Below are 20,973 nucleotides of genomic sequence, written 5' to 3' on the forward strand. Positions count from 1 at the left end.
GACTTCAGGATGGCCCCGGCAAAGTCGTGGATGCCCGGGCCAAGCCCGGGCAGGACGGCTGAGAGGGTGTTGTGAACGCAAAAAGTGAGCCACGGGTCGACCCGCGGGATTGATTCACAAGCTTTCAGGACGAGGACCTTTGACGTTGAAAACCCACGATCTTGCTCATCCTGAGCAGCCCGCGGAGCGGGCGTGTCGAAGGACGCACCCTCTGGACGCAGCACGGATGCGCAAGGAATCGACGCGATGAAAACCGGCTGGCTCGCGCCCATTCTCGGCCTCATGGCGGCGCCCGCCCTGGCCCAGACGCCGCCTGTCCAGTCGCCGCCGACACAGCAGAAACCCGCGACGCCGCCGCTGGTCCAGGTGATCATCCGCGCGCAGGGCACGGCCGACCGCTTCGCCACCACGACCAGCTTCGTGTGCGAGGAGGGGCGCTTCTGCACCGCTGTGTTCGACGTCCAGCGCCGGCAGGCCGCGCCGCCGTCCCAGCCGCCGGCCCCCGGGACGCCGCCGCGCGCCGAGGGACGCCCTGCGCCGACCCCGCCCGCCCGGGTCGAGATCGGCGTGTGGTCACGGCCGGACGGCGAGGTGACCTTCGTCGCGCTGACCGCCGGCCAGAAGCTCATGCTCAACTGCAAGGCGTCCCAGACCGTCACGACGAAGGGCCGCGGGACGCCCCCGCGCATCCGCTATTCGGTCCACGAGCCCGATCCCGGCTGCGGCTCCGGGCTGGAGCGCGCGCCGGCCGAGAAGGCGGTCGCCGCCGTGGAGGTCCTGGTGCGTCCTGCGACGCTGCAGCCGGGGCAGGGGATCTGATCCGGGCGCTTTCGCAGCGTCAGTCCCGCTCCAGCGCGAGCGCGCAGGTGAGGTAGTAGTTCCGTGCCGTCGCATTGACCTGCCGCTCGGCAAGCTCCCGCAGCGCTTCCGCCTTCAGCCGTCTTGCCGTCGGGTGATGCTCGTCGAGGACGAGGACGTGGTCCACGAGTTCGGCCGCCCATTGCACGTCACCCCTGTTGACGGCGCTCCTGGCATGACCCAGCAGGGCATCGACCCCGCCGACCATCTCCAGCATGCGCGCCGCCCTGTCCGGCGGCGGTAGCGGGGAGATGCCGGTGGGATTGCCGTCGAACCAGCCGACCACGTCGGCATAGATGCCCCGGACGGTCCACGACACGGCGCCGTAGTACTCTTGGAGATAGGGGCTGGCGGCGAGCGCCGGTGGCAGCCTGACCTCCTGGACCAGTTCGTCCGGCGTGCGGCCACGGCGAATGCCGTCGAGCGTCTGCTCTAGGACGGAGCGCAGCCCGTCCCGGTACGCGCTCAGCGCCTCGCGGACGGCGGCACGGCCCGAGATGGGCCGCATGTGGCCCTGAACCAGATGCTCGGCATCGAGCCCGATCATCGTGTCGAGGCTGGCGATCCAGGGCTCGACCGGCCGGAGCTTCAGGCCCCGCAGGGGCGCGAGGTTCGGCCAGGACTTGTAGAAGTCGTCGCCCGGCAGCAGGACGCCCTTGTCCGCGATCCAGACGGCGACGTTTTCGGGCGACTCGCCGGGCGTATGGATCAGCTGCAGGCGCAGGCCGGCGATGTCGATCACCGTCTGCGGACCGTCGAACACGTGCGTCGGCAGCAGGAAGCCTTCGCGGGTGTGCGGCGTCCTGCGGCCGTATTCGAGCTGCGTGCCGGCATTGATGAAGAGCGCGTCGGGCAGCGCGGTCCCGAAGGCGTCGCCCCCGAAGCGCGGCCCGCGCCCGGCTTCCGGGCGTGCGTCGACCAGCGTGCGGTGGCAATGGATCGCCGGCGCGTCCTCGCCGGCGAAAACCCGCGCGCCGCCCGTATGGTCGGGATGGTTGTGCGTGTAGACGATGGCCCGCACCGGCCGGACGAAGCGCTCGCCGAAGGCCTCGAGGATCGCCTGCGCGTCGACCGGGTTGGCGCCCGTGTCGACGACGACGCTGCCGCCGTCGCCCTGCAGCAGGGTGACGTTGCTGGCTGAAAACCCGACGGCCGCGAAGACGCCGGGAGCCACGTCGATGACCTGAGGCACGAATTCGGCGTTGAGAGCTCGAAGGCGCTCGGCGGGGGTCGGGACGCCCGTGCCGTCGATGGGATGGGGTTCACTCATGGGATCGTCCGCCAGTTTGGGCGCGCGCGTTGGGCGCCGAGTGTCGCGCATTTCGAAACCGGCCGAAACAGCGACGGCAGGTTGGGCGGCAACGCCGCAGGGTGAGCCGCGCGGCGAATGGGTCTCCTTATCGCCGCAAATTATGCGGCGAAAAGACTTGCTTCATGCGGCGAAAACCATGATTATTCGCCGCACGAGGCGCGGCGAACATGAGCTACATTCACCAGAGTTCCGCGTGGCCGGCTTTGTCGTGGGACGAAGGAGCCATCGCTCCGCTTCTCGCCGACGTCCGTCACCGGCAAGGGCGCCTTTTCGGCCGCATGGAGGGCCTCGGCTTGGCCGCCCGGAGCGAAGCCATGCTGAAGATCCTCACCGAGGATGTCCTCAAGACGAGCGAGATCGAGGGCGAGATCCTGGATCGTGATCAGGTTCGCTCGTCGCTGGCAAGGCGTCTGGGGCTGGAGATCGGCGCGCTGGTCGCCGCCGATCGCCATGTCGACGGTGTCGTCGAGATGATGCTCGATGCCACGCAGAACAGCGCGAAGTCCTTGACCGAGGACCGCTTGTTCGGTTGGCACGCCGCTTTGTTTCCGACGGGATGGAGCGGAATGCACCGGGTAGCGGTGGGACGCTGGCGCGACGACGGGAGCGGGCCGATGCAGGTGGTGTCGGGCACCGTCGGGCGAGAGCGTGTGCACTACGAGGCCCCGGCGGCCCGACGCGTTCCGGTGGAGATGGCCGCCTTCCTGACCTGGTTCAATGGCCCAAGCGACATTGACCCCGTGCTGAAGTCCGGCCTGGCCCACTTGTGGTTCGTCACCATCCATCCGTTCGAGGACGGCAATGGCAGGATCGCTCGCGCGATCGCGGACATGCAACTCGCGAGATCGGAGGGTAGCACCAAACGCTTCTACAGCATGTCGGCGCAGATCCGGACCGAGCGAAGGGCCTACTACGAGATCCTGGAGGCGACCCAGAGAGGGCAGGGCGATGTCACCGCATGGCTGACCTGGTTCTTGAGCTGCCTCGGTCGGGCCATCGATGGTGCCGATCACCTTTTCACGGCTGTTCTCAGGAAAGCCCGGTTCTGGCAGCAACACGCCGCGGCTCCCTTGAACCTGCGTCAACGCGACATGCTCAACCGCCTGCTGGACGGCTTCGAAGGCCATCTTACCACGTCAAAATGGGCCAAGATCCAGAGATGCTCTTCGGACACCGGCCTGCGCGACGTATCCGATCTTGTGGAACGCGGTCTCTTGGCGAAGGCGGCTTCCGGGGGCCGAAGCACGCACTACGTCCTGGCCGAGTTCTGACGGTCCCACCCTGTTGACAAACCGCGCGCGTGCTTGCCGCGACTCGCCATGTTCGCTAGACGTTCCGCTCCTTTACGAGGTGCCGAATGGGTAAGCCGGTCGAACCGCCGTCGGGCGAAGGTGTGGAGAACGTCGATCTGAAGGCGGCGCTCGAGGAGCGTTATCTCGCCTATGCGCTGTCGACGATCATGCACCGGGCGCTGCCGGACGCGCGCGACGGGCTCAAGCCCGTGCACCGGCGCATCCTGCACGCCATGCGGCTGCTGCGGCTGGATCCGGGCACGGCCTACAAGAAGTGCGCCCGCATCGTCGGCGACGTCATCGGTAAGTTCCACCCGCATGGCGACCAGGCGGTCTACGACGCCCTGGTGCGCCTGGCACAGGATTTCGCCCAGCGCTATCCGCTGGTCGACGGGCAGGGCAATTTCGGCAACATCGACGGCGACAACGCCGCCGCCTACCGCTACACCGAGGCCCGCCTCACCGAGGTTGCGCGCCTGCTGCTGGACGGGATCGACGAGGACGCGGTCGATTTCCGCGAGACTTACAACGGCGAGGACGAGGAGCCCGTGGTGCTCCCGGCCGCCTTCCCGAACCTGCTGGCCAACGGCTCGCAGGGCATCGCGGTGGGCATGGCGACCTCGATCCCGCCGCACAACGCCGCCGAACTGTGCGACGCGGCGCTCTACCTGATCACCCATCCCAAGGCGACGTCGGAGCAGTTGCTCACCTTCGTGCCCGGGCCCGATTTCCCCACCGGCGGCATCATCGTCGAGCCGCGGGACTCGATCCGCGAGACCTACCGCACCGGCCGAGGGTCCTTCCGCGTCCGCGCCCGCTGGACCAAGGAGGACACCGGTCGCGGCACCTGGGTCGCGGTGGTGACGGAGATCCCCTACCTCGTGCAGAAGGGCCGGCTCATCGAGAAGATGGCCGAGCTGATCAACGAGAAGAAGCTGCCTCTGCTCGCCGACATCCGCGACGAGTCGACAGAGGACGTGCGCATCGTGCTGGAACCGCGCTCGCGCACGGTCGACCCGGCCATCCTCATGGAGTCGCTCTTCAAGCTCACCGAGCTCGAGAGCCGCATCTCCATGAACATGAACGTGCTGACCGGCGGCCTCGTGCCGCGCGTCCTCGGGCTCTCCGAGGCGCTGCGCGAATGGCTCGACCATCGCCGCGTCGTCCTGCAGCGCCGCTCGCGCTTCCGCCTCAACCAGATCGACAAGCGCCTCGAAATCGTGCGGGGCATGCTGATCGTCTACCTCGACCTCGACACGGTGATCCGCATCATCCGTGAGGAGGACGAGCCGAAGGCCGAGCTGATGCGCCACTTCGAGCTCACCGAGGTGCAGGCCGAGGCGATCCTCAACACGCGCCTGCGCTCGCTGCGCAAGCTCGAGGAGATGGAGCTCAAGCGCGAACTCGACCAGCTCGTCGTCGAGAAGGCCCAGATCGAATCCCTGCTCGGCTCGGAGGAGCAGCAGTGGAAGACGATCAGCTGGCAGATCCGCGAGGTGAAGAAGACCTTTGGCCCCAACACCGCCATCGGCAAGCGCCGCAGCGAGTTCGCCGAGGCGCCGGAAGCGAGTGACCTCGACCTCGCCGAGGCGATGGTGGAGCGCGAGCCGCTCACCGTGGTCGTGACGCAGAAGGGCTGGATCCGCGCGCTGAAGGGCCACGTGCAGGATCTCTCGTCGGTCCAGTACAAGGGCGACGACGGGCTGAAGATCTCCTTCCACACCGAGACGACGGCCCGCATCCTGGTGCTCGCCACCAACGGCAAGATCTTCACGCTGGAAGCCTCGAAGCTGCCCGGCGGTCGCGGCTTCGGCGACCCCGTCCGGCTGCTCGCCGACATCGACGAGGGCGCCGAGATCATCGACGTGTGGCCGCACCGGCCCGGCGTGAAGCTGCTGGTCGTGTCCACCGAGGGACGCGGCTTCGTGGCGCCGGGCGACGACGTCATCGCCAACACCCGCAAGGGCAAGAACGTCCTCACGGTCGACGCCCCCTACACGACCGCGCTCGCCGTGCCGGCGGAGGGCGACCATGTCGCCATCGTCGGCGAGAACCGCAAGCTGCTGGTCTTCCCGCTGGCCCAGGTCCCGGAGATGGGCCGCGGCAAGGGCGTGCGCCTGCAGCGCTACAAGGACGGCAACATGTCCGACGCCAAGGTGTTCAAGCTGGAGGACGGCCTCACCTGGACCGACACCTCCGGCCGCACCTGGACCGTGTCCCAGGCGGACCTGCGCGAATGGATCGGCAATCGCGCCGAAGCCGGCCGCCTGCCGCCCAAGGGCTTCCCGAAGTCGAACAAGTTCTCGGGGTGAGCCACCTCGGCCTTGAGCGTCCGCACCCGTCCCGGTAGCGTGGGGGTGGATCAGACGTTCCATCGGGGGAGTTCGCGACCATGTCTCTGCGTTTCATCGGGCCGGTCTCGGCCATCCTTCTGATGGGAGCCACCGGCTTCGCCCACGCCGCCGACGTCGACATCGTCGCCGTGTTCGGCAAGGCCGCGTCGGAGAACCGGGTCGGCATCGCCAAGAAGACCAAGCCCGTGGACGGGCGCCCGGCCAAGGCCGGCGAGGTGGTCGTCACCATCATCAAGAACGAGGGCGTCGAGACGAAGAGCAAGCCGGCCGAGGCCGGCGACCTCGTGGTGCGCAACCGCTGCCCGGAGACCGGCAACGAGGAGTATCTCGTCAAGGCGAACCGGGTGAAGGATCGCTACAGCGAGGCCAAGGGTGCGGCCGACAAGGACGGCTGGCAGGAGTACGAGCCCAAGGGCTCCGACATGAAGTTCTTCGTCGTCACCGCGGCGGACGGCGAGCTCGCCTTCCAGGCGCCCTGGGGCGAAGCGATGAAGGCCATCCCGGGCGACACCATCGTCCAGGACCCCGCCAATCCGAAGGACACGTACCGGATCGCGGCGGCGTCCTGGAAGTGCACCTACAACGTCACCAAGGCGCCGTGAGGCGGGTCTGAACCCTGCGGCGCTTCCTGGGGAAACGCCGCAAGGTCTTGAATCCATGGCGGCCGCGCGTCCTGCGAAGAGGCAGGATGCGGCCGGTCCGCGGCTCGCCCTAGGCGTCGTATCCCAGCCGGCTGTCCAGCGGCGGGGCGGGCAGGAAGAAGAGCCCCACCTTGCGGTGATAGATGCGGCCGAGCGTCCGCAGCTGGCACAGCGTGGGGCGCGCCGTGCCGTGCTCCCAGGCGTCGACGGTATCGACCCCGACGCCCAGGCTTTCCGCCGCGTCCTGAAGGGTGAGGTGCGCGGTGGTGCGTGCCCACGCGAGCAGGCCTGGACCCATCAGGTCCATCAGATCGTACGTCATGGTGCGTTCCAGGGTCGTTCGACGGGAGAACGTCCGTCGGTTCAGGTCCGCCGACGGGACCGAGCAATGTCGATGCAGGCTGAATATGCGCAGGCAGACCAGTGAAGCAGGGCCACCCGGTCCGGGGTGGCAGTCGATCTGCGAATCGATGCGGCAGTCACGATGTGAAGGTAGTTGGACGGTCAAGACCGTCAAGCAGCGATTGTGTCGCAGCAAGTAGACACGCGCGCTAGACTGCCAGGCTACAGGGTATTGCAACCCTGGATACGTAATCCGCGGCCTTCAGCCCACCCGATGCCATCCGCCGGGGAGCAGTCGCTCCTGCGGCAGGAAGCGCGACTTGTAGCCCATCTTGGTGGAGCCCTCGACCCAGTAGCCCAGGTACACGTGGGGCAGGCCCATTCGCCGGGCGCGGACGATGTGGTCGAGGATCATCATCGTCCCGAGACTCCGGTCGGCGAGATCGGGGTCGTAGAACGAGTAGACCATCGACAGGCCGTCGGCGAGCACGTCGGTCAGCGCCGAGGCGATGAGCGGTCCCTGGCCGCGGCCATGGATCGCCGTGTCAGGCCCGCGGCGGCGATACTCGACCATGCGGGTCTCGACATGGCTGTCCTCCACCATCATGGCGAAGTCCAGCGCGGTCATGTCCGCCATCCCGCCATGGGCGTGGCGCGCGTCGAGGTAGTGCCGGAACAGCGAATACTGCTCGGAGGTGGGTTCGTTCGGCCGCATGTCGCCGACGAGATCCTCGTTGGCTTCCATCACGCGGCGCATGTTGCGCGAGACGACGAAGTCGTCCACCAGGACCCGGACCGACACGCAGGCGCGGCACCCGTCGCAGGCCGGCCGGTAGGCGATGGTCTGGGAGCGACGAAAGCCGCCGTGGGTCAGGACGTCGTTGAGTTCGCCGGCCCGCCGGCCGATCAGGTGGGTGAACACCTTGCGCTCCTGGCGGCCCGGCAGATAGGGGCAGGACGTCGGAGCGGTGAGGTAGAACTGCGGTTGGTCCCGGGCCTGCGTGGTCAACCCTCGGTCCTTTCTTGGACGGCGCAGCGTCTGCCGACGGTGCAGGATAGCACTGGAGCCGCGTGGCTCAAGGGGACCGTGCTCACGATCCCCGGCGCACCGCGATCAGCCCGGCGAGGAGGTCGTGCAGCAGGCGCCGGTCGTCCCGCAGGAGGCCGACGAGCAGGACGAACGGCGTCAGCGCGCTCACGGACACGTAGAAGAACAGGGCGTGCACGGCGGCGACGACGAACGGCGCCGTCTGCCCGGACACCGTGCGGATCTCCACCCCGAACATCCGCATGCCCCAGGTCCCGCGCTTGCGCCCCGAGATGGTGAGGGCGTTGTAGAGCACGGCCACGATCGGGAAGAGCGGCGCGATCAGGAACCAGGACAGGCCGAAGGTCACGAAGCCGAGCACCAGAAGCACGACGACGAACATCAGCCACAGGATGCCGATGGCGATGAAGTCCACGCAGAAGGCGGCGACCCGCGAGCCCAGCATGCCACGGGTGTCGGGCACCGCGTCGAAGACGGGGCCGCGCACGATGGGAGGAACCTGCGACATCGATGTATTCATCCGCGCTGCTGGCCGACCGGGGTCGGGACGTTCAAGAGATGGCGAGTCTACGCCCTTTATCAACCTGTAGCATTGCTGCGGCGGTCGATCCGGCGGGGCGCGAAGCCGTCGGCCTCCAGCGCCGCGACGATCGCCTGCGTGTGCGCGGCGCCGCGGGTCTCGATGGTGAGGTCGAGCGTCACGCCCTTGGCCGGCACGTCGAGGAAGAGCCTGCCGTGCGACACCTCGAGGATGTTGGCGCCCAGCCCGCCCAGGCGCGAGGCGATCTGGCCCAGAAGGCCCGGCCGGTCGGGCAGGGCGATGCGCAGCGAGGCGATCCGCTGGTCGCGTTCCAGCGACCGGATCATGATGGAGGCAAGCAGGCGGGCGTCGATGTTGCCGCCGCACAGCACGAGCCCCACCTTCCGCCCGGCGAACCGGGCGGGATCGGCCAGCACCGCCGCCAGCCCCGCCGCGCCGGCGCCCTCCGCCATGGTCCGGGCCTGCGTCGCGTAGGCGTTCACCGCCGTCTCGATCTGCACCTCGTCGACGAGCAGGATGCCTGAGGTGAGGTCGCGGATGATCGGGGTCGTGAGCGCGCCGACCGCCTTCACGGCGATGCCCTCGGCCAGGGTCGGTCCGCCGACCGGCCGCTCCTCGCCGTCGATGGCGTTCAGCATGGCGGGATAGAGCGCCGCCTCCACACCCACCACGTCGATCGAGGGCTTCACCGCCTTGGCCGCCACGGCCATGCCGGCGCACAGCCCGCCGCCGCCGATCGGGACGACCAGGACGTCGAGGTCCGGCACATCCTCCAGCATCTCCAGGGCTATCGTCCCTTGCCCGGCAATCACGGCCGGATCGTCGTAGGGGTGCACCAGGACGGCGCCGGTGCCGGCCATCAGCTCCTCGACGCGCTGCCAGGACTCGATGAGCGTGTCCCCGTGGATGACGACAGTGGCGCCGTGGGCCCGCGTGTTCTCCACCTTCACGATCGGCGTGCCGTTCGGCATGACGATAGTGGCGGGAATGCCGAGCCTTGCGGCGTGGTAGGCGACGGCCTGGGCGTGGTTGCCGGCGGACATGGCGACCACGCCGCGCCGCCGCTCGTCCTCCGACAGCCGGGACAGCCTGACGAGTGCGCCCCGCTCCTTGAAGGCGCCCGTCGTCTGCATGGTCTCGTACTTGACGATGATCTGCGTGCCGGCGAGCCGGCTGAGACCGGGCGCGGGCAGCGTGGGCGTGCGCAGCACCTGGCCGTCGAGCAGGCGCGCGGCCGCCCGGATGTCGTCGATCGTGACCGCATGGGCCATGGCCAGTCCGCCTCAGACCCGGCGGGGGAGCAGGTCGCCGAAGCCCTTGAGCCCGCCGGGTCGCAGGGCCAGGACGATGGCCAGCAGCGCGAAGACGGCGATGTCGCGCGACTCGATGGGCATCGTGGCGGACCATAGCGCCTCGGCAAGGCCGATCACGAGTCCGCCGGCCAGCGCGCCTCCCGGCGAGCCGATGCCGCCCACGACCGCGGCGACCAGCGCCTTGAGCCCGAGCACCAGTCCCATGCCGTAGCCCAGCCCCCCGTAGTAGCCCGTCATGACGACGCCGGCGAAACCGGCGAGTGCGCTGGACAGCGCGAAGGTGCCACCGAAGATGCGCCAGCGGTCGACCCCGAACAGCGCCGCCGTGAGCGGGTCGTCCGCATAGGCGCGCCAGGCCCGCCCGAAGCCGGTGCGCCGCATCACGACGAGCACGCCGGCCGCCGCCACAGCGCAGCCGAGCGCCGAGGTGAGGCCGACGGGCGTGACGGTGGTGACGAAGCTGCCGGCGCGCATCAGGGCGATCGGCGTGTTGAACACCGGCGGGATCCAGCGCAGGTCACTGCCCTGGGCGATGCGCAGGTATTCGCCCAGCACCAGCATCAGCCCCGTCGTGCCGATCAGCACGGAGAGGCCCGACGCGGTGACGAGGGGCGCCACCACCAGTCGCCCCGCCACGGCGCCGTGCATGGTCGCGGCGACGGCCCCGAACAGGGCCGCCAGGGCGAGCCCCGCCACCGGGTGCTCGATGCCGACCTGCAAGGCGAAGAAGACGCCGAGCATGGCGCCGTAGCCGCCGATGGCGGCGATCTCCCCGAAGCCGAAGACGATGCGCCCGACGAGGCCGTAGATCAGGGAGTAGCTCGCCGCCAGCAGGGCGTAGACGCCGGCCTGGGGGAGGGCGCCCAGGAACTGCTGGACCCCGTAGGCGACCGCGCGCGGCACCTCGGGCAAGGCCTGGCCGGAGCCGATGCCGGCAGGATCGAGCAGCGTGAAGTCGGGTGCGCCGAGATAGAAGCGCCGCAGGAAGTAGTCGGCCGACTGGGACAGCGGGCCGGCCTCCGTCCCCACCGCCAGGAGTTCGAGCTTGTTGCGCGACAGTCCGGCTCCCGAGAAGGTGCAGGTGACGGCACGGTTGCGGACGGGCAGGCCGGGCTGGCGGGCCGTGTAGAAAATGCGCAGTTCCCGGGCCTGCGCGAGCGGCACGGTGCGGGTGATCGCGAGCACCGCGTCCGCCGGATTGAGCGCCGGGATGAGCGTGCGGCAGATGCGCGCCTGGTCGGCGTCGATCACCGACGAGCAGGCCGCCAGCGCGCCCAGCGCGAGAAGGCACGCCAGGACAAGACACCGCCGGAGCATGGCGCGGTCCGGCCCCGGCCCCGTCGGTCAGCGGGCCTTCTTGAGCTTCTCGGCCACCACCGGCGCGAAATAGGTGAGGATGCCGTCGGCTCCGGCGCGCTTGAACGCCAGGAGGCTCTCCATCATGGCCTTGTCGCCGTCAAGCCAGCCGTTCTGCGCCGCGGCCTTGATCATCGCGTATTCGCCGGACACCTGGTAGGCGAAGGTCGGCATGCCGAAGGTCTCCTTCACCCGCCGCACGATGTCGAGATAGGGCATGCCCGGCTTGACCATGACCATGTCGGCGCCCTCGTCGATGTCCAGCTGGACCTCGCGCAGGGCCTCGTCGCCGTTGGCGGGGTCCATCTGGTAGGTGCGCTTGTCGCCGGTCAGCGTCGTGCTGCTGCCCACCGCTTCCCGGAACGGGCCGTAGAAGGCCGAGGCGTACTTGGCCGCATAGGCCATGATCTGGACGTCGTGGAAGCCGGCATCGTCCAGGCCCTTGCGGATCTCGCCGACGCGCCCGTCCATCATGTCCGACGGCGCGACGATGTCGGCGCCGGCCTGGGCCTGGTTCAGCGCCTGGCGCACCAGCACGTCCACCGTCTCGTCGTTGAGGATCCGGCCGTCGCGCAGCAGGCCGTCATGGCCGTGGCTCGTGTAGGGGTCGAGCGCCACGTCGGTGAGGAGGCCGAGCTCCGGCACGGCGGCCTTGATGGCGCGGCAGGAGCGGCAGATCAGGTTGGAGGCGTTGAGGGCCTCCCGGCCGAGTTCGTCGCGCAGGCCCTGCTCGGTGTAGGGAAAGAGGGCGATCACGGGGATGTCGAGCGAGGCGGCGCGCTCGGCCTCCCGCACCGCCTCGTCCACGCTCATGCGCACGCAGCCGGGCATGGATCCCACGGGGTCGCGCCGGTTCTCGCCGTCGACGATGAAGATCGGCCAGATCAGGTCGTCGGCCGTCAGGGTGTTCTCGCGGACGAGCCGGCGGGCCCATTCGGCCTTCCGGTTGCGGCGGGGACGATGCACCAGGTCCAGGACCGGTCGGGACTCGGCCGGCACCACGCGGGGCGTGAGGGGAGATACCGGGGTGCTGCGCGTTGCCATGGCCTGAGCGTCCTCGCCTGAAGGGTCGCCGTCGCTTCATCGGCATCGGCGGATGGCGAGTCGTAGCACCGATCCGCACGCCGCCGAAAGACAGCGGTTCGCAGGGAGTGTGGCGGGCCTTGCCCGCGTTGACGGCCGAGGGTGGCGCGGGCTAACTCGCCGTCGGCGTGGTTAATGGACCGAGCGGAACGGCGATGGCGAGCGTGACGGCCGAAACCGGGCAGGAGCCCGAGGTGATCTGCACGCGCCAGGGGGCGGCCGGCCACATCCTCCTCAACCGGCCGCAGGCGCTGAACGCCGTGAATCTCGCCATGGTGCGCACCATCCACGCGGCCCTCGACGCCTGGGCCGAGGACGCCGCGGTCACGCGCATCGTTGTGGAAGGCGCGGGCGGCAAGGCGTTCTGCGCGGGCGGCGACATCCGCACCCTGCACGATCTCGGCAAGGCCGGGCGGGTGGACGAGGCGCGTGCCTTCTGGCGCGAGGAATACGAGCTCAACATCCGCATCAAGGCCTATCCCAAGCCCTACGTGGCGCTGGTCGATGGAATCGTCATGGGCGGCGGGGTCGGGCTGTCGATTCTCGGCAGCCACCGCGTGGCCGGCGAGCGCTGGCTCTTCGCCATGCCCGAGGTCGGCATCGGATTCTTTCCCGACGTCGGCGCCACCTGGTTCCTGCCGCGCCTGCCGGGCGCGACGGGGCGCTGGATCGCGCTGACCGGAACGAGGCTCAAGCAGGGCGACAGCCTCGCCCTGGGCCTGGCGACGCACGCGGTGCCGTCGGCCGCCTTCGCCGCCGTTCGCGACGCGCTGTGCGCGGGCGAGCCGATCGATGCCGTGCTGGCGCGCCACGCCATGGCGCCGCCCCCGGCGGCCGCGCTGTCCACCGACGATCGCGCCGTCATCGACCGCTGCTTTGCCGCCGACGAACCGCTGGCGATCCTGGCGGCTCTCGACAGCGAGGCCGCGCGGGGCTCCACCTTCGCCGCCGAGACCGCCGGCACCCTCCGGGCCCGTTCGCCCAACAGCGTCGCCATCGCGCTCGAACAGATCAAGCGCGGCGCGGACCTCGATTTCCCCGCGGCGATGCGCCTGGAGTTCCGCATCGCCTCGCGCATCTCCGACACGCCCGACTTCTTCGAAGGCGTGAGGGCGGTGGTCATCGACAAGGACCAGAATCCGCGCTGGTCGCCCGCCAGCCTGCAGGACCTGCGCCCGCAGGACACCGCGCGCTACTTCGCGCCGCTCCCCGACGAACTCGTCGGCGACGGGAAGCGCTGACATGGCCCGCGCCGCCCGGTTCGACCGATGAGCGAGCCCGTACGCCAGGGGAGGACGGGCGAGACGTCCGCGAGCCCCGCGCGCCGGATCGCGTGGGACCGTGTGCTGGTGTGGTTCATGCGGCTGGTCGCAGCCGCCTGGATCGCGAAGGGCCTGCTCTCCTGGCTGGTGATCCTGGGCGTCCAGGCGCCCGGCATCGCGCCGATGAGCACGTTGTCGACGCCCGCCCAGGCCATGGTCGTGGTTTTCGCCGTGCTCGATCCCGTCGCGGGCGTGGGACTGTGGCTCACCAGCACCTGGGGCGGGGTCATGTGGCTCCTGGCCGTCATGGTGCACGTGTTGCTGGCGGTGCTGCGGCCCGACGAGGCGCGCATCGGGCTGGAGGTGACGGGCGCCGAAATGGCCCTGGTGCTCACCTATGTGGGCCTGTCCTGGCTCGCCTCGCGCGAAGAGACGTGAAGCAAACCTTCACCTCTGTACGGCCATGATCAAGCTGGTCGTGTCATCGTGAATCATCGGTGAAGATCTGGCGAGAAGGCTCGCCTAATACCTAAACAGGCGATTCACGCCGTTGTTTAAACTCGTCTTCATGCCCGCGCGTTACAAGAAGGACAACAAGGCCAGACAAACATGGCCACAGGGTATTGCAGCGAGGCACATATGAAGAGCGCTCTGAAGAATCTCGACCAGCGCGACATGACGACCGCAGCTTCTCCCGAGGTGACGCCTCTCTACGTCGAGGCGTTGACCCTGGTTGAGCGGTTGCATCGCCGTCTGCTGGACGTGATCAAGGATGAATTCGATCGGCGGGGCCGTTCGGACGTTAACAGCGTCCAGGCACTGCTGCTCTACAATATCGGCGACAAGGAACTCACCGCCGGTGAGCTCAGGACACGCGGTTACTATCTCGGCTCGAACGTTTCCTACAACGTGAAGAAGCTTGTCGAGATGGGTTACCTTCACCATCAGCGCTCCCGCGTCGACCGTCGGTCGGTTCGGATCAGCCTGACGGAGCAGGGCCGCGAGGTTCACGAGATCGTCCGGTCTCTCTACGAGAAGCATGTCCGCACGGTCGAACAGATCGGCGGCATCTCCTCCGAAGACTTCAAGCAGGTGAATACCGCCCTTGCGCGCCTGGAGCGCTTCTGGACGGACCACATTCGCTACCGTCTCTGACGGGAGCAGCGGGCCGGTCATCACCCGCCCGCATTCGCGACGCTGCACCCTGGAGGGCAGGTCTGAGCCGGGCTGACCCGGTCAGGCCTGCCCGTCTTCGCTCAACGGCCGCGGCGCGGTGCCACGCACCCGCGGCGGCATGGGAATGAACGCACTGGTGGTCGCCGCGTAGTCGGCGAAGCCCGGGCGCGTGGCCAGATGGGCCTCGAGCGGCGGGATGCCCGACACCTTCAGGAGCAGGAGGGTGAGCAGGGCCGGTCCCAGGAAAACCGCCCACTGCCCGCAGATCCCGAAGGCGATCACGCCGAAGCCCCACCACAGGACGGTTTCGCCGAAATAGTTGGGGTGCCGGCTCCACGCGAAGAGCCCGGTCGTCAGCAGGCGTCCGGCATGCGCCGGGTCGCGCTTGAAGCGCATCAGCGCGGCGTCGGCCACGGCCTCCATGACAAAGCCGCAGACGAACATCCCCACGCCCAGCGCGATCGTCGCCGCATCTGGCTCCTGCGCGGCGGGCTGGACGCCCAGCGCCAGGTGCAGGGGCAGGGCGATGAGCCACATCACCAGGGCCTGGAGCATGAAGACCAGCCAGAAGCTGAGCGATGGCCAGCGCTCGCCGTACCGGGCGCGCATGTCGGCGTAGCGCGGGTCCTCGGCCTCCGCCCGGCCGTGGCGGAGCCACAGATGGGCGCCCAGGCGGACGGACCAGAGAGAGACGAGCCCGGCCAGGATCAGGGCATAGGTGTCGGTGTTGCCCGAAAGCCCCACCAGGAGCCAGGCGATCACGCCGAATCCGAAGCCCCAGTAGAGATCGACGACGCTGCAGTCGACGAGGCGCCGGCTGAGCCTCCACAGGGCCGCGAATACGACGATCGTGACGCTGAACGCGACCAGGGATGGTCCCAGCCAGCCTGCCGCGCCCGTCCACGCACCGAGTGACATTCCGATCACGCCTTCGTGCCTCGTTGTTGGGCTGCGGTCCGTGCCATAAAATTGCCCGCTAGCACCTGCTTAAGCGAAGTCGTACACGCAACGCCGACACTGCAGTCCATCGGGAACGGTTCGTTTACGCTGATCCGCCAAGGATCCATTCACGAACGCCGCCCCCTTAAACCGGTATTGATACGCACCATGACCGCTTTCAGATCGTTCACCCGCCGAGAGATCCTCCCGGTGCTCGCAGGCGCCGCCACCCTGACGGTCGCCGCCGGCCGGGCGATGGCTCAGGAAATGATGGGCGGCCAGGCGGAGTGGAAGCAGAACTACGACGCTGCGACCAACCTCAAGGTGTCGCGCTCGACGGTTCCGGTCCTGTCGCCGCTGACGCTGCAGGCCACCGAGCAGATGATCGAGACCTATCGCCGTCTCGTGTCGTCCGGTGGCTTCCCGCAGATGCCGCCGGCCAATCTCAAGCTCGGTGCGAAGAACGCCAACGTGGTGGCCCTGCGCCGCCGCCTCATCGCCTCCGGTGACCTCGACCAGAGCCTGGGCTCCTCGCCCGTGTTCGACAGCTTCGTCGAAGGCGGCGTGAAGCGCTTCCAGCAGCGCCACGGCCTGCAGCCGACCGGCGTCGTCACGCCCGCCACGGTGACGGCCATGAACGTCCCGGCCGACGTGCGCCTGCGCCAGCTCGAGACCAACGTGGTGCGCCTGCGCAGCTATGCCGGCAACCTCGGCAACCGCTTCGTCGTCGCCAACATCCCGGCGGCCCTGGTCGAGACGGTCGAGAACGGCCAGGTCATGACCCGCCACGCCGCCGGCGTGGGCAAGATCGACCGCCAGTCGCCGGTCATGACGACCCGCGCGACCGACATCAACTTCAACCCCTTCTGGACGGTCCCCGCCTCGATCATCAAGAAGGACCTGATCCCGAAGATGCAGGCGGATCCCAACTACCTGACCGAGAACAAGATCCGCATCTACAACGGCCAGGGCCAGGAGTTGCAGCCGACCCAGGTGAACTGGCGCTCGGACGAGGCCACCCGCTACCAGTTCCGCCAGGATCCGGGCGGCGAGTTCAACTCGCTGGGCTTCGTGCGCATCAACATCGCCAATCCCTACGGCGTGTACATGCACGACACGCCCGCCAAGGGCATCTTCGGCGACGACTTCCGCTTCGTCTCGTCGGGCTGCATGCGCGTCCAGAACGTGCGCGACTACATCACCTGGCTGTTGAAGGACACGCCCGGCTGGGGTCGCGAGCAGATCGACGCGGCCATCGAAGGCGGCCAGCGCGTCGACGCCCGCCTGGCCCAGCCCGTGCCGGTCTACTGGACCTACATCACCGCCTGGGCCACGCCGGACGGCATCGTCCAGTTCCGCGACGACATCTACAACAAGGACGGCATCGGCCCCGTGCCGGTCGCGTCCATGCAGAAGACCGAGGAAGAGGAGTAAGCCTCCTCCCACGCCGGGTGCCATTCGCACCACGGTCCTGCGTCCTGCAGCACGCGGCCATGGCCGCTGCCCAGGACGAGGTCCGTGGTGTTTTCTTTTGGAATTTCAAAGTTTTTCACTGGCACTCTCTCTCGCCGCCGTCCGGCCCGGGCGTCCACGACTTTGCCGGGGCCGTGCTCAAGTCGTGGATGGCCGGGCCGGCTCCCGGCCAGCATGCGGAGTGGTTGAGCGAGGTGGGCCAGGGGCCGCCGCCTGCGGCAACTGTCACCCACGTGTCGGGTGCCGTCTTGGTTGGCGACCTGCCCCCTGCGTGTTAATGCACCGCAGCACGGCGGGCCCCTGCCTGGCCCGCCGCACGATCCGTTTGCTTTCCAGGAGGTCCGACATGTCGGCGCAGGCCCGTGGCGACAGCCATTTGTCGAACAGCTTCTTCTCGGCGGCGCTCGCCGACCGCGATCCGGAGATCGCCGAGGCGATTCGCCTGGAGCTCGGTCGCCAGCGTGACGAGATCGAGCTGATCGCCTCCGAGAACATCGTGTCCCGCGCCGTGCTCGAGGCGCAGGGCTCGGTGATGACCAACAAGTACGCGGAGGGCTATCCGGGCCGCCGCTACTACGGCGGCTGCCAGTTCGTCGACATCGCCGAGAAGCTCGCCATCGACCGCGCCTGCCGTCTCTTCGATTGCAAGTTCGCCAACGTGCAGCCGAACTCGGGTTCGCAGGCCAACCAGGCCGTGTTCATGGCGCTGATGAAGCCCGGCGACACCTTCATGGGCCTCGACCTCGCCGCCGGCGGCCATCTCACCCACGGCGCCCCGCCCAACATGTCGGGCAAGTGGTTCAACGTGGTGAGCTACGGCGTGCGCCGCGACGATCATACGGTCGACATGGAGGCGATGGAGAAGCTCGCCCGCGAGCACAAGCCCAAGCTCATCATCGCCGGCGGCTCGGGCTATGCCCGCCACTGGGACTTCGCCCGCTTCCGCGCCATCGCGGACGAGGTCGGCGCCTTCTTCATGGTCGACATGGCCCATTTCGCGGGCCTGGTGGCCGGTGGCTCGCATCCCTCGCCGTTCCCGCACGCCCATGTCGTCACGTCGACGACCCACAAGACCCTGCGCGGCCCGCGCGGCGGCCTGATCCTCACCAACGACGAGGACATCGCCAAGAAGATCAACTCGGCGGTGTTCCCTGGCCTGCAGGGCGGCCCGCTGATGCACGTCATCGCGGCCAAGGCGGTGGCCTTCGGCGAGGCGCTGACCCCGCAGTTCAAGCTCTACGCGCAGGCCGTCGTCGAGAACGCCAAGGTGATGGCCGACACGCTGCTCAAGGCCGGCTACGCGATCGTCACCGGCGGCACGGACAACCACCTGATGCTGGTCGATCTCAGGCCGAAGGGCCTGAACGGCAAGGCGTCGGAGGCGTCGCTGGGTCGCGCGCACATCACGTGCAACAAGAACGGCGTGCCCTTCGACACCGAGAAGCCGACGATCACCTCCGGCATCCGGCTCGGGTCGCCGGCGGCGACGTCGCGCGGCTTCGGCACGGCCGAGTTCAAGACCGTGGGCGAGCTCATCGTCGAGACGCTCGACGGCCTCGCCAAGAACGGCGAGACCGGCAACGCGGCGGTCGAGGCCGCCGTCCAGAAGCGGGTGAGCCAGCTCACCGGCCGCTTCCCGATCTACTGAGCCTTCGCGGGAGAAGACCGGGTGCGCTGTCCCTACTGCTCGTCGCTCGACACGCAGGTCAAGGATTCCCGTCCGACGGATGACCATTCGGCCATCCGCCGCCGGCGCGTGTGCCCGGATTGCGGCGGCCGCTTCACGACCTTTGAGCGCGTGCAGCTTCGCGAACTCATCGTGGTGAAGCGCTCGGGCCGGCGCATTCCCTTCGACCGCGACAAGCTGGAGCGCTCGGTCGAGATCGCCCTGCGCAAGCGCCCGGTCGAGGCCGACCGGGTGGAGCGCATGATCAACGGCATCGTGCGGCAGCTCGAGAGCATGGGCGACGGCGAGATCCCCAGCGCGACCATCGGCGAACTCGTGATGGACGGACTGAAGAACCTCGACGACGTGGCCTATGTGCGCTTCGCGTCGGTCTACAAGAACTTCCGCGAAGCCAAGGATTTCGAGAGCCTTCTCGGCGAATTGTCGGGCGACGAGGCGGCCGAGGGCCCGGCCCGCAGGCAGGCGGCGCCCGCCCGCGAGAACGGCTGATGACGAGCGCGTCCGTCGCCTCGTCCGGCGAGAGGCGCCTTTCTCCCCAGGAACAGACGGCGGTCGATGAGCGCATGATGCGCCATGCCCTGGCGCTCGCGCGCCGCGGCCTCGGCAACACCTGGCCCAACCCCGCCGTGGGCGCCGTGATCTGGCGCATGACGGACGACGGGCCGGTGGTCGTGGGCCGCGGCTTCACGCAGCCGGGAGGCCGGCCCCATGCCGAGACCGTGGCGCTGGCCCAGGCCGGCGAGGCCGCGCGTGGCGCCTCCATCGCGGTCACGCTGGAGCCCTGTTCCCATCACGGCAAGACGCCGCCCTGCAGCGGCGCCATCCTCCAGGCCGGCATCCGCCGCGTCGTCTCCGCCATCGAGGACCCCGATCCGCGGGTCAACGGCCGCGGCCACATCATGCTGCGCGCCAACGGCGTCGAGGTCGTCACCGGCGTGCTCGCGCGGGAGGCCCGGCGGGGCAATTTCGGCTTCATCCGCAAGGTGGTGGACGGCCGTCCGAGCGTGACGCTGAAACTCGCGCGCACGGCCGACGGGTTCGCGGCCGGCTCCGGTCCCGAGCGCCTGATGATCACCGGGCCGCAGGCAAACGCCCGCGTGCACATGCTGCGCGCCCAGCACGACGCCATCCTGGTGGGCGCCGGCACGGTCATGGCGGACGATCCCCTGCTCACCTGCCGGCTGCCGGGACTGGAGGACCAGTCGCCGGTCCGGGTCGTGCTCGACAGCGCCCTGGCACTGCCCGCCGACCGCCGCGTCTTCACCGACCGTTCCGGGCCGGCCACCTGGGTCATGACCGGCGCCGACGCGTCCTGGGACAGCGAGCGCACGCTGGTGGGCCTGGGCATCGGCGTCGAGCGCGTGCGGCGCACGCCGGAGGGGCTCGACCTGCGCGGCGTGCTCGGCGCGCTGGCTTCGCGCGGCATCACGCGGCTCTTCTGCGAGGGCGGCCCGCGCCTGGGCGAGGCGCTGGCGCGCCTCGACCTCGTCGACGACCTCGTCCTGCTCACCGGGCCCGAGCCGCTCGGCGCGGCCGGGTTGCCGGCACTCGGCCCCATACTCACTCGCATCGCCTCGGGCGGCGCGACCCATGAACCCGCCCTGGAGGCGGATCTGGGCCGTGATCGTCTGCAGCTCTTCACGAGGAGGATCTGATGTTCACCGGTCTCGTGTCCGACGTGGGCACCGTCGTCGAGGTGTCGGACCACCAGGGTTCGCTGCGCCACATCAAGATCGCCTCGGCCTACGACCCGGCGTCGATCCCCATGGGGGCCTCGATCGCCTGTTCGGGCCCCTGCCTCACGGTCGTCGCCATCGAGCCGCGCGAGGGCGGCGGATGCGTGTTCGCCGTCGATGCGGCGGCCGAGACGCTCGCCCGCACCACGGTCGGCGCATGGCAGGCGGGCACGCGGGTGAACCTCGAGCGCTCGCTCAAGATCGGCGACGAGCTCGGCGGGCACATCGTGTCCGGCCATGTCGACGGGGTGGCCGAGATCGTCGCCCGCGACGACGTGACCGGGGAGGGGGCCTGGGGCGCCACCGCGCGCTTCACCATCCGCATGCCGGCCCAGCTCGCCCGCTTCGTGGCGGAGAAGGGCTCCGTGGCGCTCGACGGCACCTCGCTGACCGTGAACACCGTCGAGAAGGATCTTTTCACGGTGTTCCTCATTCCCCATACCCTGGCCGTCACGACCTGGGGCACCCTGAAGGCCGGCGACAGGCTCAATCTCGAGGTGGACCTCATGGCCCGCTACGCCGCCCGGCTTGCGGAAGCACGCGAGCAGGGGTACTGACCG

General features: G+C 69.0%; 20 protein-coding genes. 12 read left to right on the forward strand and 8 right to left on the reverse strand.

Annotation, left to right across the window (positions count from 1 at the left end; all coding sequences use genetic code 11):
* Nucleotides 1-246 precede the first annotated feature (246 nt).
* The gene (locus Q0Q47_RS16385) at nucleotides 247-819 is read left to right on the forward strand and encodes a hypothetical protein (RefSeq protein WP_293862096.1); all 573 of its coding nucleotides are present in this window, start codon (nucleotides 247-249) and stop codon (nucleotides 817-819) included.
* A 19-nt stretch (nucleotides 820-838) separates the two neighbouring features.
* On the opposite strand, the gene Q0Q47_RS16390 is transcribed toward Q0Q47_RS16385, so the two are convergent.
* Nucleotides 839-2,128: an alkyl/aryl-sulfatase gene (locus tag Q0Q47_RS16390; protein ID WP_293862099.1), complete on the reverse strand. Its 1,290-nt coding sequence runs from the start codon at nucleotides 2,126-2,128 to the stop codon at nucleotides 839-841.
* 209 nt (nucleotides 2,129-2,337) lie between these two features.
* Between Q0Q47_RS16390 and Q0Q47_RS16395 the strand changes: the two genes are divergently transcribed.
* From Q0Q47_RS16395 to Q0Q47_RS16405, 3 genes are all read left to right on the forward strand, one after another.
* A complete protein-coding gene (locus Q0Q47_RS16395; RefSeq protein WP_293862102.1) occupies nucleotides 2,338-3,441 on the forward strand; it encodes a Fic family protein in 1,104 nt (367 codons plus the stop codon).
* Nucleotides 3,442-3,527: 86 nt separating this feature from the next.
* The gene (parC, locus tag Q0Q47_RS16400; protein WP_293862105.1) at nucleotides 3,528-5,774 is read left to right on the forward strand and encodes a DNA topoisomerase IV subunit A; all 2,247 of its coding nucleotides are present in this window, start codon (nucleotides 3,528-3,530) and stop codon (nucleotides 5,772-5,774) included.
* Nucleotides 5,775-5,854: 80 nt separating this feature from the next.
* Nucleotides 5,855-6,418, forward strand: coding sequence for a hypothetical protein (locus Q0Q47_RS16405; protein WP_293862108.1), 564 nt, complete (start codon nucleotides 5,855-5,857; stop codon nucleotides 6,416-6,418).
* Between the two features lie 109 nt (nucleotides 6,419-6,527).
* Here Q0Q47_RS16405 and Q0Q47_RS16410 read toward each other — a convergent pair whose 3' ends face one another.
* The 6 genes from Q0Q47_RS16410 to hemB form a co-directional block, all read right to left on the reverse strand.
* Nucleotides 6,528-6,779, reverse strand: coding sequence for a helix-turn-helix transcriptional regulator (locus Q0Q47_RS16410; RefSeq protein WP_293862110.1), 252 nt, complete (start codon nucleotides 6,777-6,779; stop codon nucleotides 6,528-6,530).
* Between the two features lie 282 nt (nucleotides 6,780-7,061).
* A complete protein-coding gene (locus Q0Q47_RS16415; RefSeq protein ID WP_293862113.1) occupies nucleotides 7,062-7,808 on the reverse strand; it encodes an arginyltransferase in 747 nt (248 codons plus the stop codon).
* 82 nt (nucleotides 7,809-7,890) lie between these two features.
* Nucleotides 7,891-8,355 carry an RDD family protein gene (locus tag Q0Q47_RS16420; protein ID WP_293862116.1) on the reverse strand — a complete coding sequence of 155 codons (465 nt, stop codon included), beginning with the start codon at nucleotides 8,353-8,355 and terminating at the stop codon, nucleotides 7,891-7,893.
* Nucleotides 8,356-8,426: 71 nt separating this feature from the next.
* Nucleotides 8,427-9,659: a threonine ammonia-lyase gene (locus Q0Q47_RS16425; protein ID WP_293862119.1), complete on the reverse strand. Its 1,233-nt coding sequence runs from the start codon at nucleotides 9,657-9,659 to the stop codon at nucleotides 8,427-8,429.
* A gap of 12 nt (nucleotides 9,660-9,671) precedes the next feature.
* Complete coding sequence (locus Q0Q47_RS16430; RefSeq protein WP_293862121.1) at nucleotides 9,672-11,018, reverse strand: branched-chain amino acid ABC transporter permease; 1,347 nt, start codon at nucleotides 11,016-11,018, stop codon at nucleotides 9,672-9,674.
* Between the two features lie 27 nt (nucleotides 11,019-11,045).
* Nucleotides 11,046-12,101 (reverse strand): porphobilinogen synthase, encoded by a 1,056-nt coding sequence (gene hemB / locus Q0Q47_RS16435; protein WP_293862124.1) that lies wholly within the window; start codon nucleotides 12,099-12,101, stop codon nucleotides 11,046-11,048.
* 194 nt (nucleotides 12,102-12,295) lie between these two features.
* Between hemB and Q0Q47_RS16440 the strand changes: the two genes are divergently transcribed.
* The 3 genes from Q0Q47_RS16440 to Q0Q47_RS16450 all read left to right on the forward strand — a co-directional run bounded on the left by Q0Q47_RS16440 (nucleotide 12,296) and on the right by Q0Q47_RS16450 (nucleotide 14,557).
* Entirely contained in the window at nucleotides 12,296-13,381 is a 1,086-nt protein-coding gene (locus Q0Q47_RS16440) for an enoyl-CoA hydratase/isomerase family protein (protein ID WP_293862127.1), read from the forward strand.
* 27 nt (nucleotides 13,382-13,408) lie between these two features.
* Complete coding sequence (locus Q0Q47_RS16445; RefSeq protein WP_293862130.1) at nucleotides 13,409-13,840, forward strand: DUF6163 family protein; 432 nt, start codon at nucleotides 13,409-13,411, stop codon at nucleotides 13,838-13,840.
* Nucleotides 13,841-14,077: 237 nt separating this feature from the next.
* The gene (locus Q0Q47_RS16450; protein WP_293862193.1) at nucleotides 14,078-14,557 is read left to right on the forward strand and encodes a MarR family winged helix-turn-helix transcriptional regulator; all 480 of its coding nucleotides are present in this window, start codon (nucleotides 14,078-14,080) and stop codon (nucleotides 14,555-14,557) included.
* Between the two features lie 81 nt (nucleotides 14,558-14,638).
* Here the strand turns inward: Q0Q47_RS16450 and Q0Q47_RS16455 are convergent, their stop codons facing one another.
* Nucleotides 14,639-15,496 carry a DUF1295 domain-containing protein gene (locus Q0Q47_RS16455; protein ID WP_293862133.1) on the reverse strand — a complete coding sequence of 286 codons (858 nt, stop codon included), beginning with the start codon at nucleotides 15,494-15,496 and terminating at the stop codon, nucleotides 14,639-14,641.
* A 276-nt stretch (nucleotides 15,497-15,772) separates the two neighbouring features.
* On the opposite strand from Q0Q47_RS16455, the gene Q0Q47_RS16460 reads away from it, so the two are divergent.
* The 5 genes from Q0Q47_RS16460 (at nucleotide 15,773) to Q0Q47_RS16480 (ending at nucleotide 20,970) form a co-directional block, all read left to right on the forward strand.
* Entirely contained in the window at nucleotides 15,773-16,951 is a 1,179-nt protein-coding gene (locus Q0Q47_RS16460; protein WP_293862196.1) for a L,D-transpeptidase family protein, read from the forward strand.
* 385 nt (nucleotides 16,952-17,336) lie between these two features.
* The gene (glyA, locus tag Q0Q47_RS16465) at nucleotides 17,337-18,638 is read left to right on the forward strand and encodes a serine hydroxymethyltransferase (RefSeq protein WP_293862136.1); all 1,302 of its coding nucleotides are present in this window, start codon (nucleotides 17,337-17,339) and stop codon (nucleotides 18,636-18,638) included.
* Nucleotides 18,639-18,659: 21 nt separating this feature from the next.
* Entirely contained in the window at nucleotides 18,660-19,166 is a 507-nt protein-coding gene (gene nrdR / locus Q0Q47_RS16470; RefSeq protein WP_293862139.1) for a transcriptional regulator NrdR, read from the forward strand.
* Nucleotides 19,166-20,332, forward strand: a complete 1,167-nt coding sequence (gene ribD / locus Q0Q47_RS16475) for a bifunctional diaminohydroxyphosphoribosylaminopyrimidine deaminase/5-amino-6-(5-phosphoribosylamino)uracil reductase RibD (protein WP_293862142.1) — start codon at nucleotides 19,166-19,168, stop codon at nucleotides 20,330-20,332. Before nrdR ends, ribD begins: the two co-directional genes overlap by 1 nt.
* Nucleotides 20,332-20,970 (forward strand): riboflavin synthase, encoded by a 639-nt coding sequence (locus tag Q0Q47_RS16480; RefSeq protein ID WP_293862145.1) that lies wholly within the window; start codon nucleotides 20,332-20,334, stop codon nucleotides 20,968-20,970. Before ribD ends, Q0Q47_RS16480 begins: the two co-directional genes overlap by 1 nt.
* Nucleotides 20,971-20,973: the final 3 nt, after the last annotated feature.

It is taken from the genome of uncultured Alsobacter sp. (assembly GCF_945952055.1).
In the GTDB taxonomy this organism is placed as follows: domain Bacteria; phylum Pseudomonadota; class Alphaproteobacteria; order Rhizobiales; family Beijerinckiaceae; genus Alsobacter.

Excerpts from the sequence above, each read along its gene's own strand:
- Q0Q47_RS16445 (WP_293862130.1), top strand. The coding sequence starts at position 13,409 with ATGAGCGAGCCCGTACGCCAGGGGAGGACGGGCGAGACGTCCGCGAGC.
- parC (WP_293862105.1), top strand. The coding sequence starts at position 3,528 with ATGGGTAAGCCGGTCGAACCGCCGTCGGGCGAAGGTGTGGAGAACGTC.
- Q0Q47_RS16440 (WP_293862127.1), top strand. The coding sequence starts at position 12,296 with ATGGCGAGCGTGACGGCCGAAACCGGGCAGGAGCCCGAGGTGATCTGC.
- Q0Q47_RS16385 (WP_293862096.1), top strand. The coding sequence starts at position 247 with ATGAAAACCGGCTGGCTCGCGCCCATTCTCGGCCTCATGGCGGCGCCC.
- Q0Q47_RS16390 (WP_293862099.1), bottom strand. The coding sequence starts at position 2,128 with ATGAGTGAACCCCATCCCATCGACGGCACGGGCGTCCCGACCCCCGCC.
- Q0Q47_RS16455 (WP_293862133.1), bottom strand. The coding sequence starts at position 15,496 with ATGTCACTCGGTGCGTGGACGGGCGCGGCAGGCTGGCTGGGACCATCC.
- Q0Q47_RS16395 (WP_293862102.1), top strand. The coding sequence starts at position 2,338 with ATGAGCTACATTCACCAGAGTTCCGCGTGGCCGGCTTTGTCGTGGGAC.
- Q0Q47_RS16420 (WP_293862116.1), bottom strand. The coding sequence starts at position 8,355 with ATGTCGCAGGTTCCTCCCATCGTGCGCGGCCCCGTCTTCGACGCGGTG.
- glyA (WP_293862136.1), top strand. The coding sequence starts at position 17,337 with ATGTCGGCGCAGGCCCGTGGCGACAGCCATTTGTCGAACAGCTTCTTC.
- Q0Q47_RS16450 (WP_293862193.1), top strand. The coding sequence starts at position 14,078 with ATGACGACCGCAGCTTCTCCCGAGGTGACGCCTCTCTACGTCGAGGCG.
- Q0Q47_RS16425 (WP_293862119.1), bottom strand. The coding sequence starts at position 9,659 with ATGGCCCATGCGGTCACGATCGACGACATCCGGGCGGCCGCGCGCCTG.
- Q0Q47_RS16410 (WP_293862110.1), bottom strand. The coding sequence starts at position 6,779 with ATGACGTACGATCTGATGGACCTGATGGGTCCAGGCCTGCTCGCGTGG.
- ribD (WP_293862142.1), top strand. The coding sequence starts at position 19,166 with ATGACGAGCGCGTCCGTCGCCTCGTCCGGCGAGAGGCGCCTTTCTCCC.
- Q0Q47_RS16430 (WP_293862121.1), bottom strand. The coding sequence starts at position 11,018 with ATGCTCCGGCGGTGTCTTGTCCTGGCGTGCCTTCTCGCGCTGGGCGCG.
- hemB (WP_293862124.1), bottom strand. The coding sequence starts at position 12,101 with ATGGCAACGCGCAGCACCCCGGTATCTCCCCTCACGCCCCGCGTGGTG.
- Q0Q47_RS16480 (WP_293862145.1), top strand. The coding sequence starts at position 20,332 with ATGTTCACCGGTCTCGTGTCCGACGTGGGCACCGTCGTCGAGGTGTCG.
- Q0Q47_RS16405 (WP_293862108.1), top strand. The coding sequence starts at position 5,855 with ATGTCTCTGCGTTTCATCGGGCCGGTCTCGGCCATCCTTCTGATGGGA.
- Q0Q47_RS16460 (WP_293862196.1), top strand. The coding sequence starts at position 15,773 with ATGGCTCAGGAAATGATGGGCGGCCAGGCGGAGTGGAAGCAGAACTAC.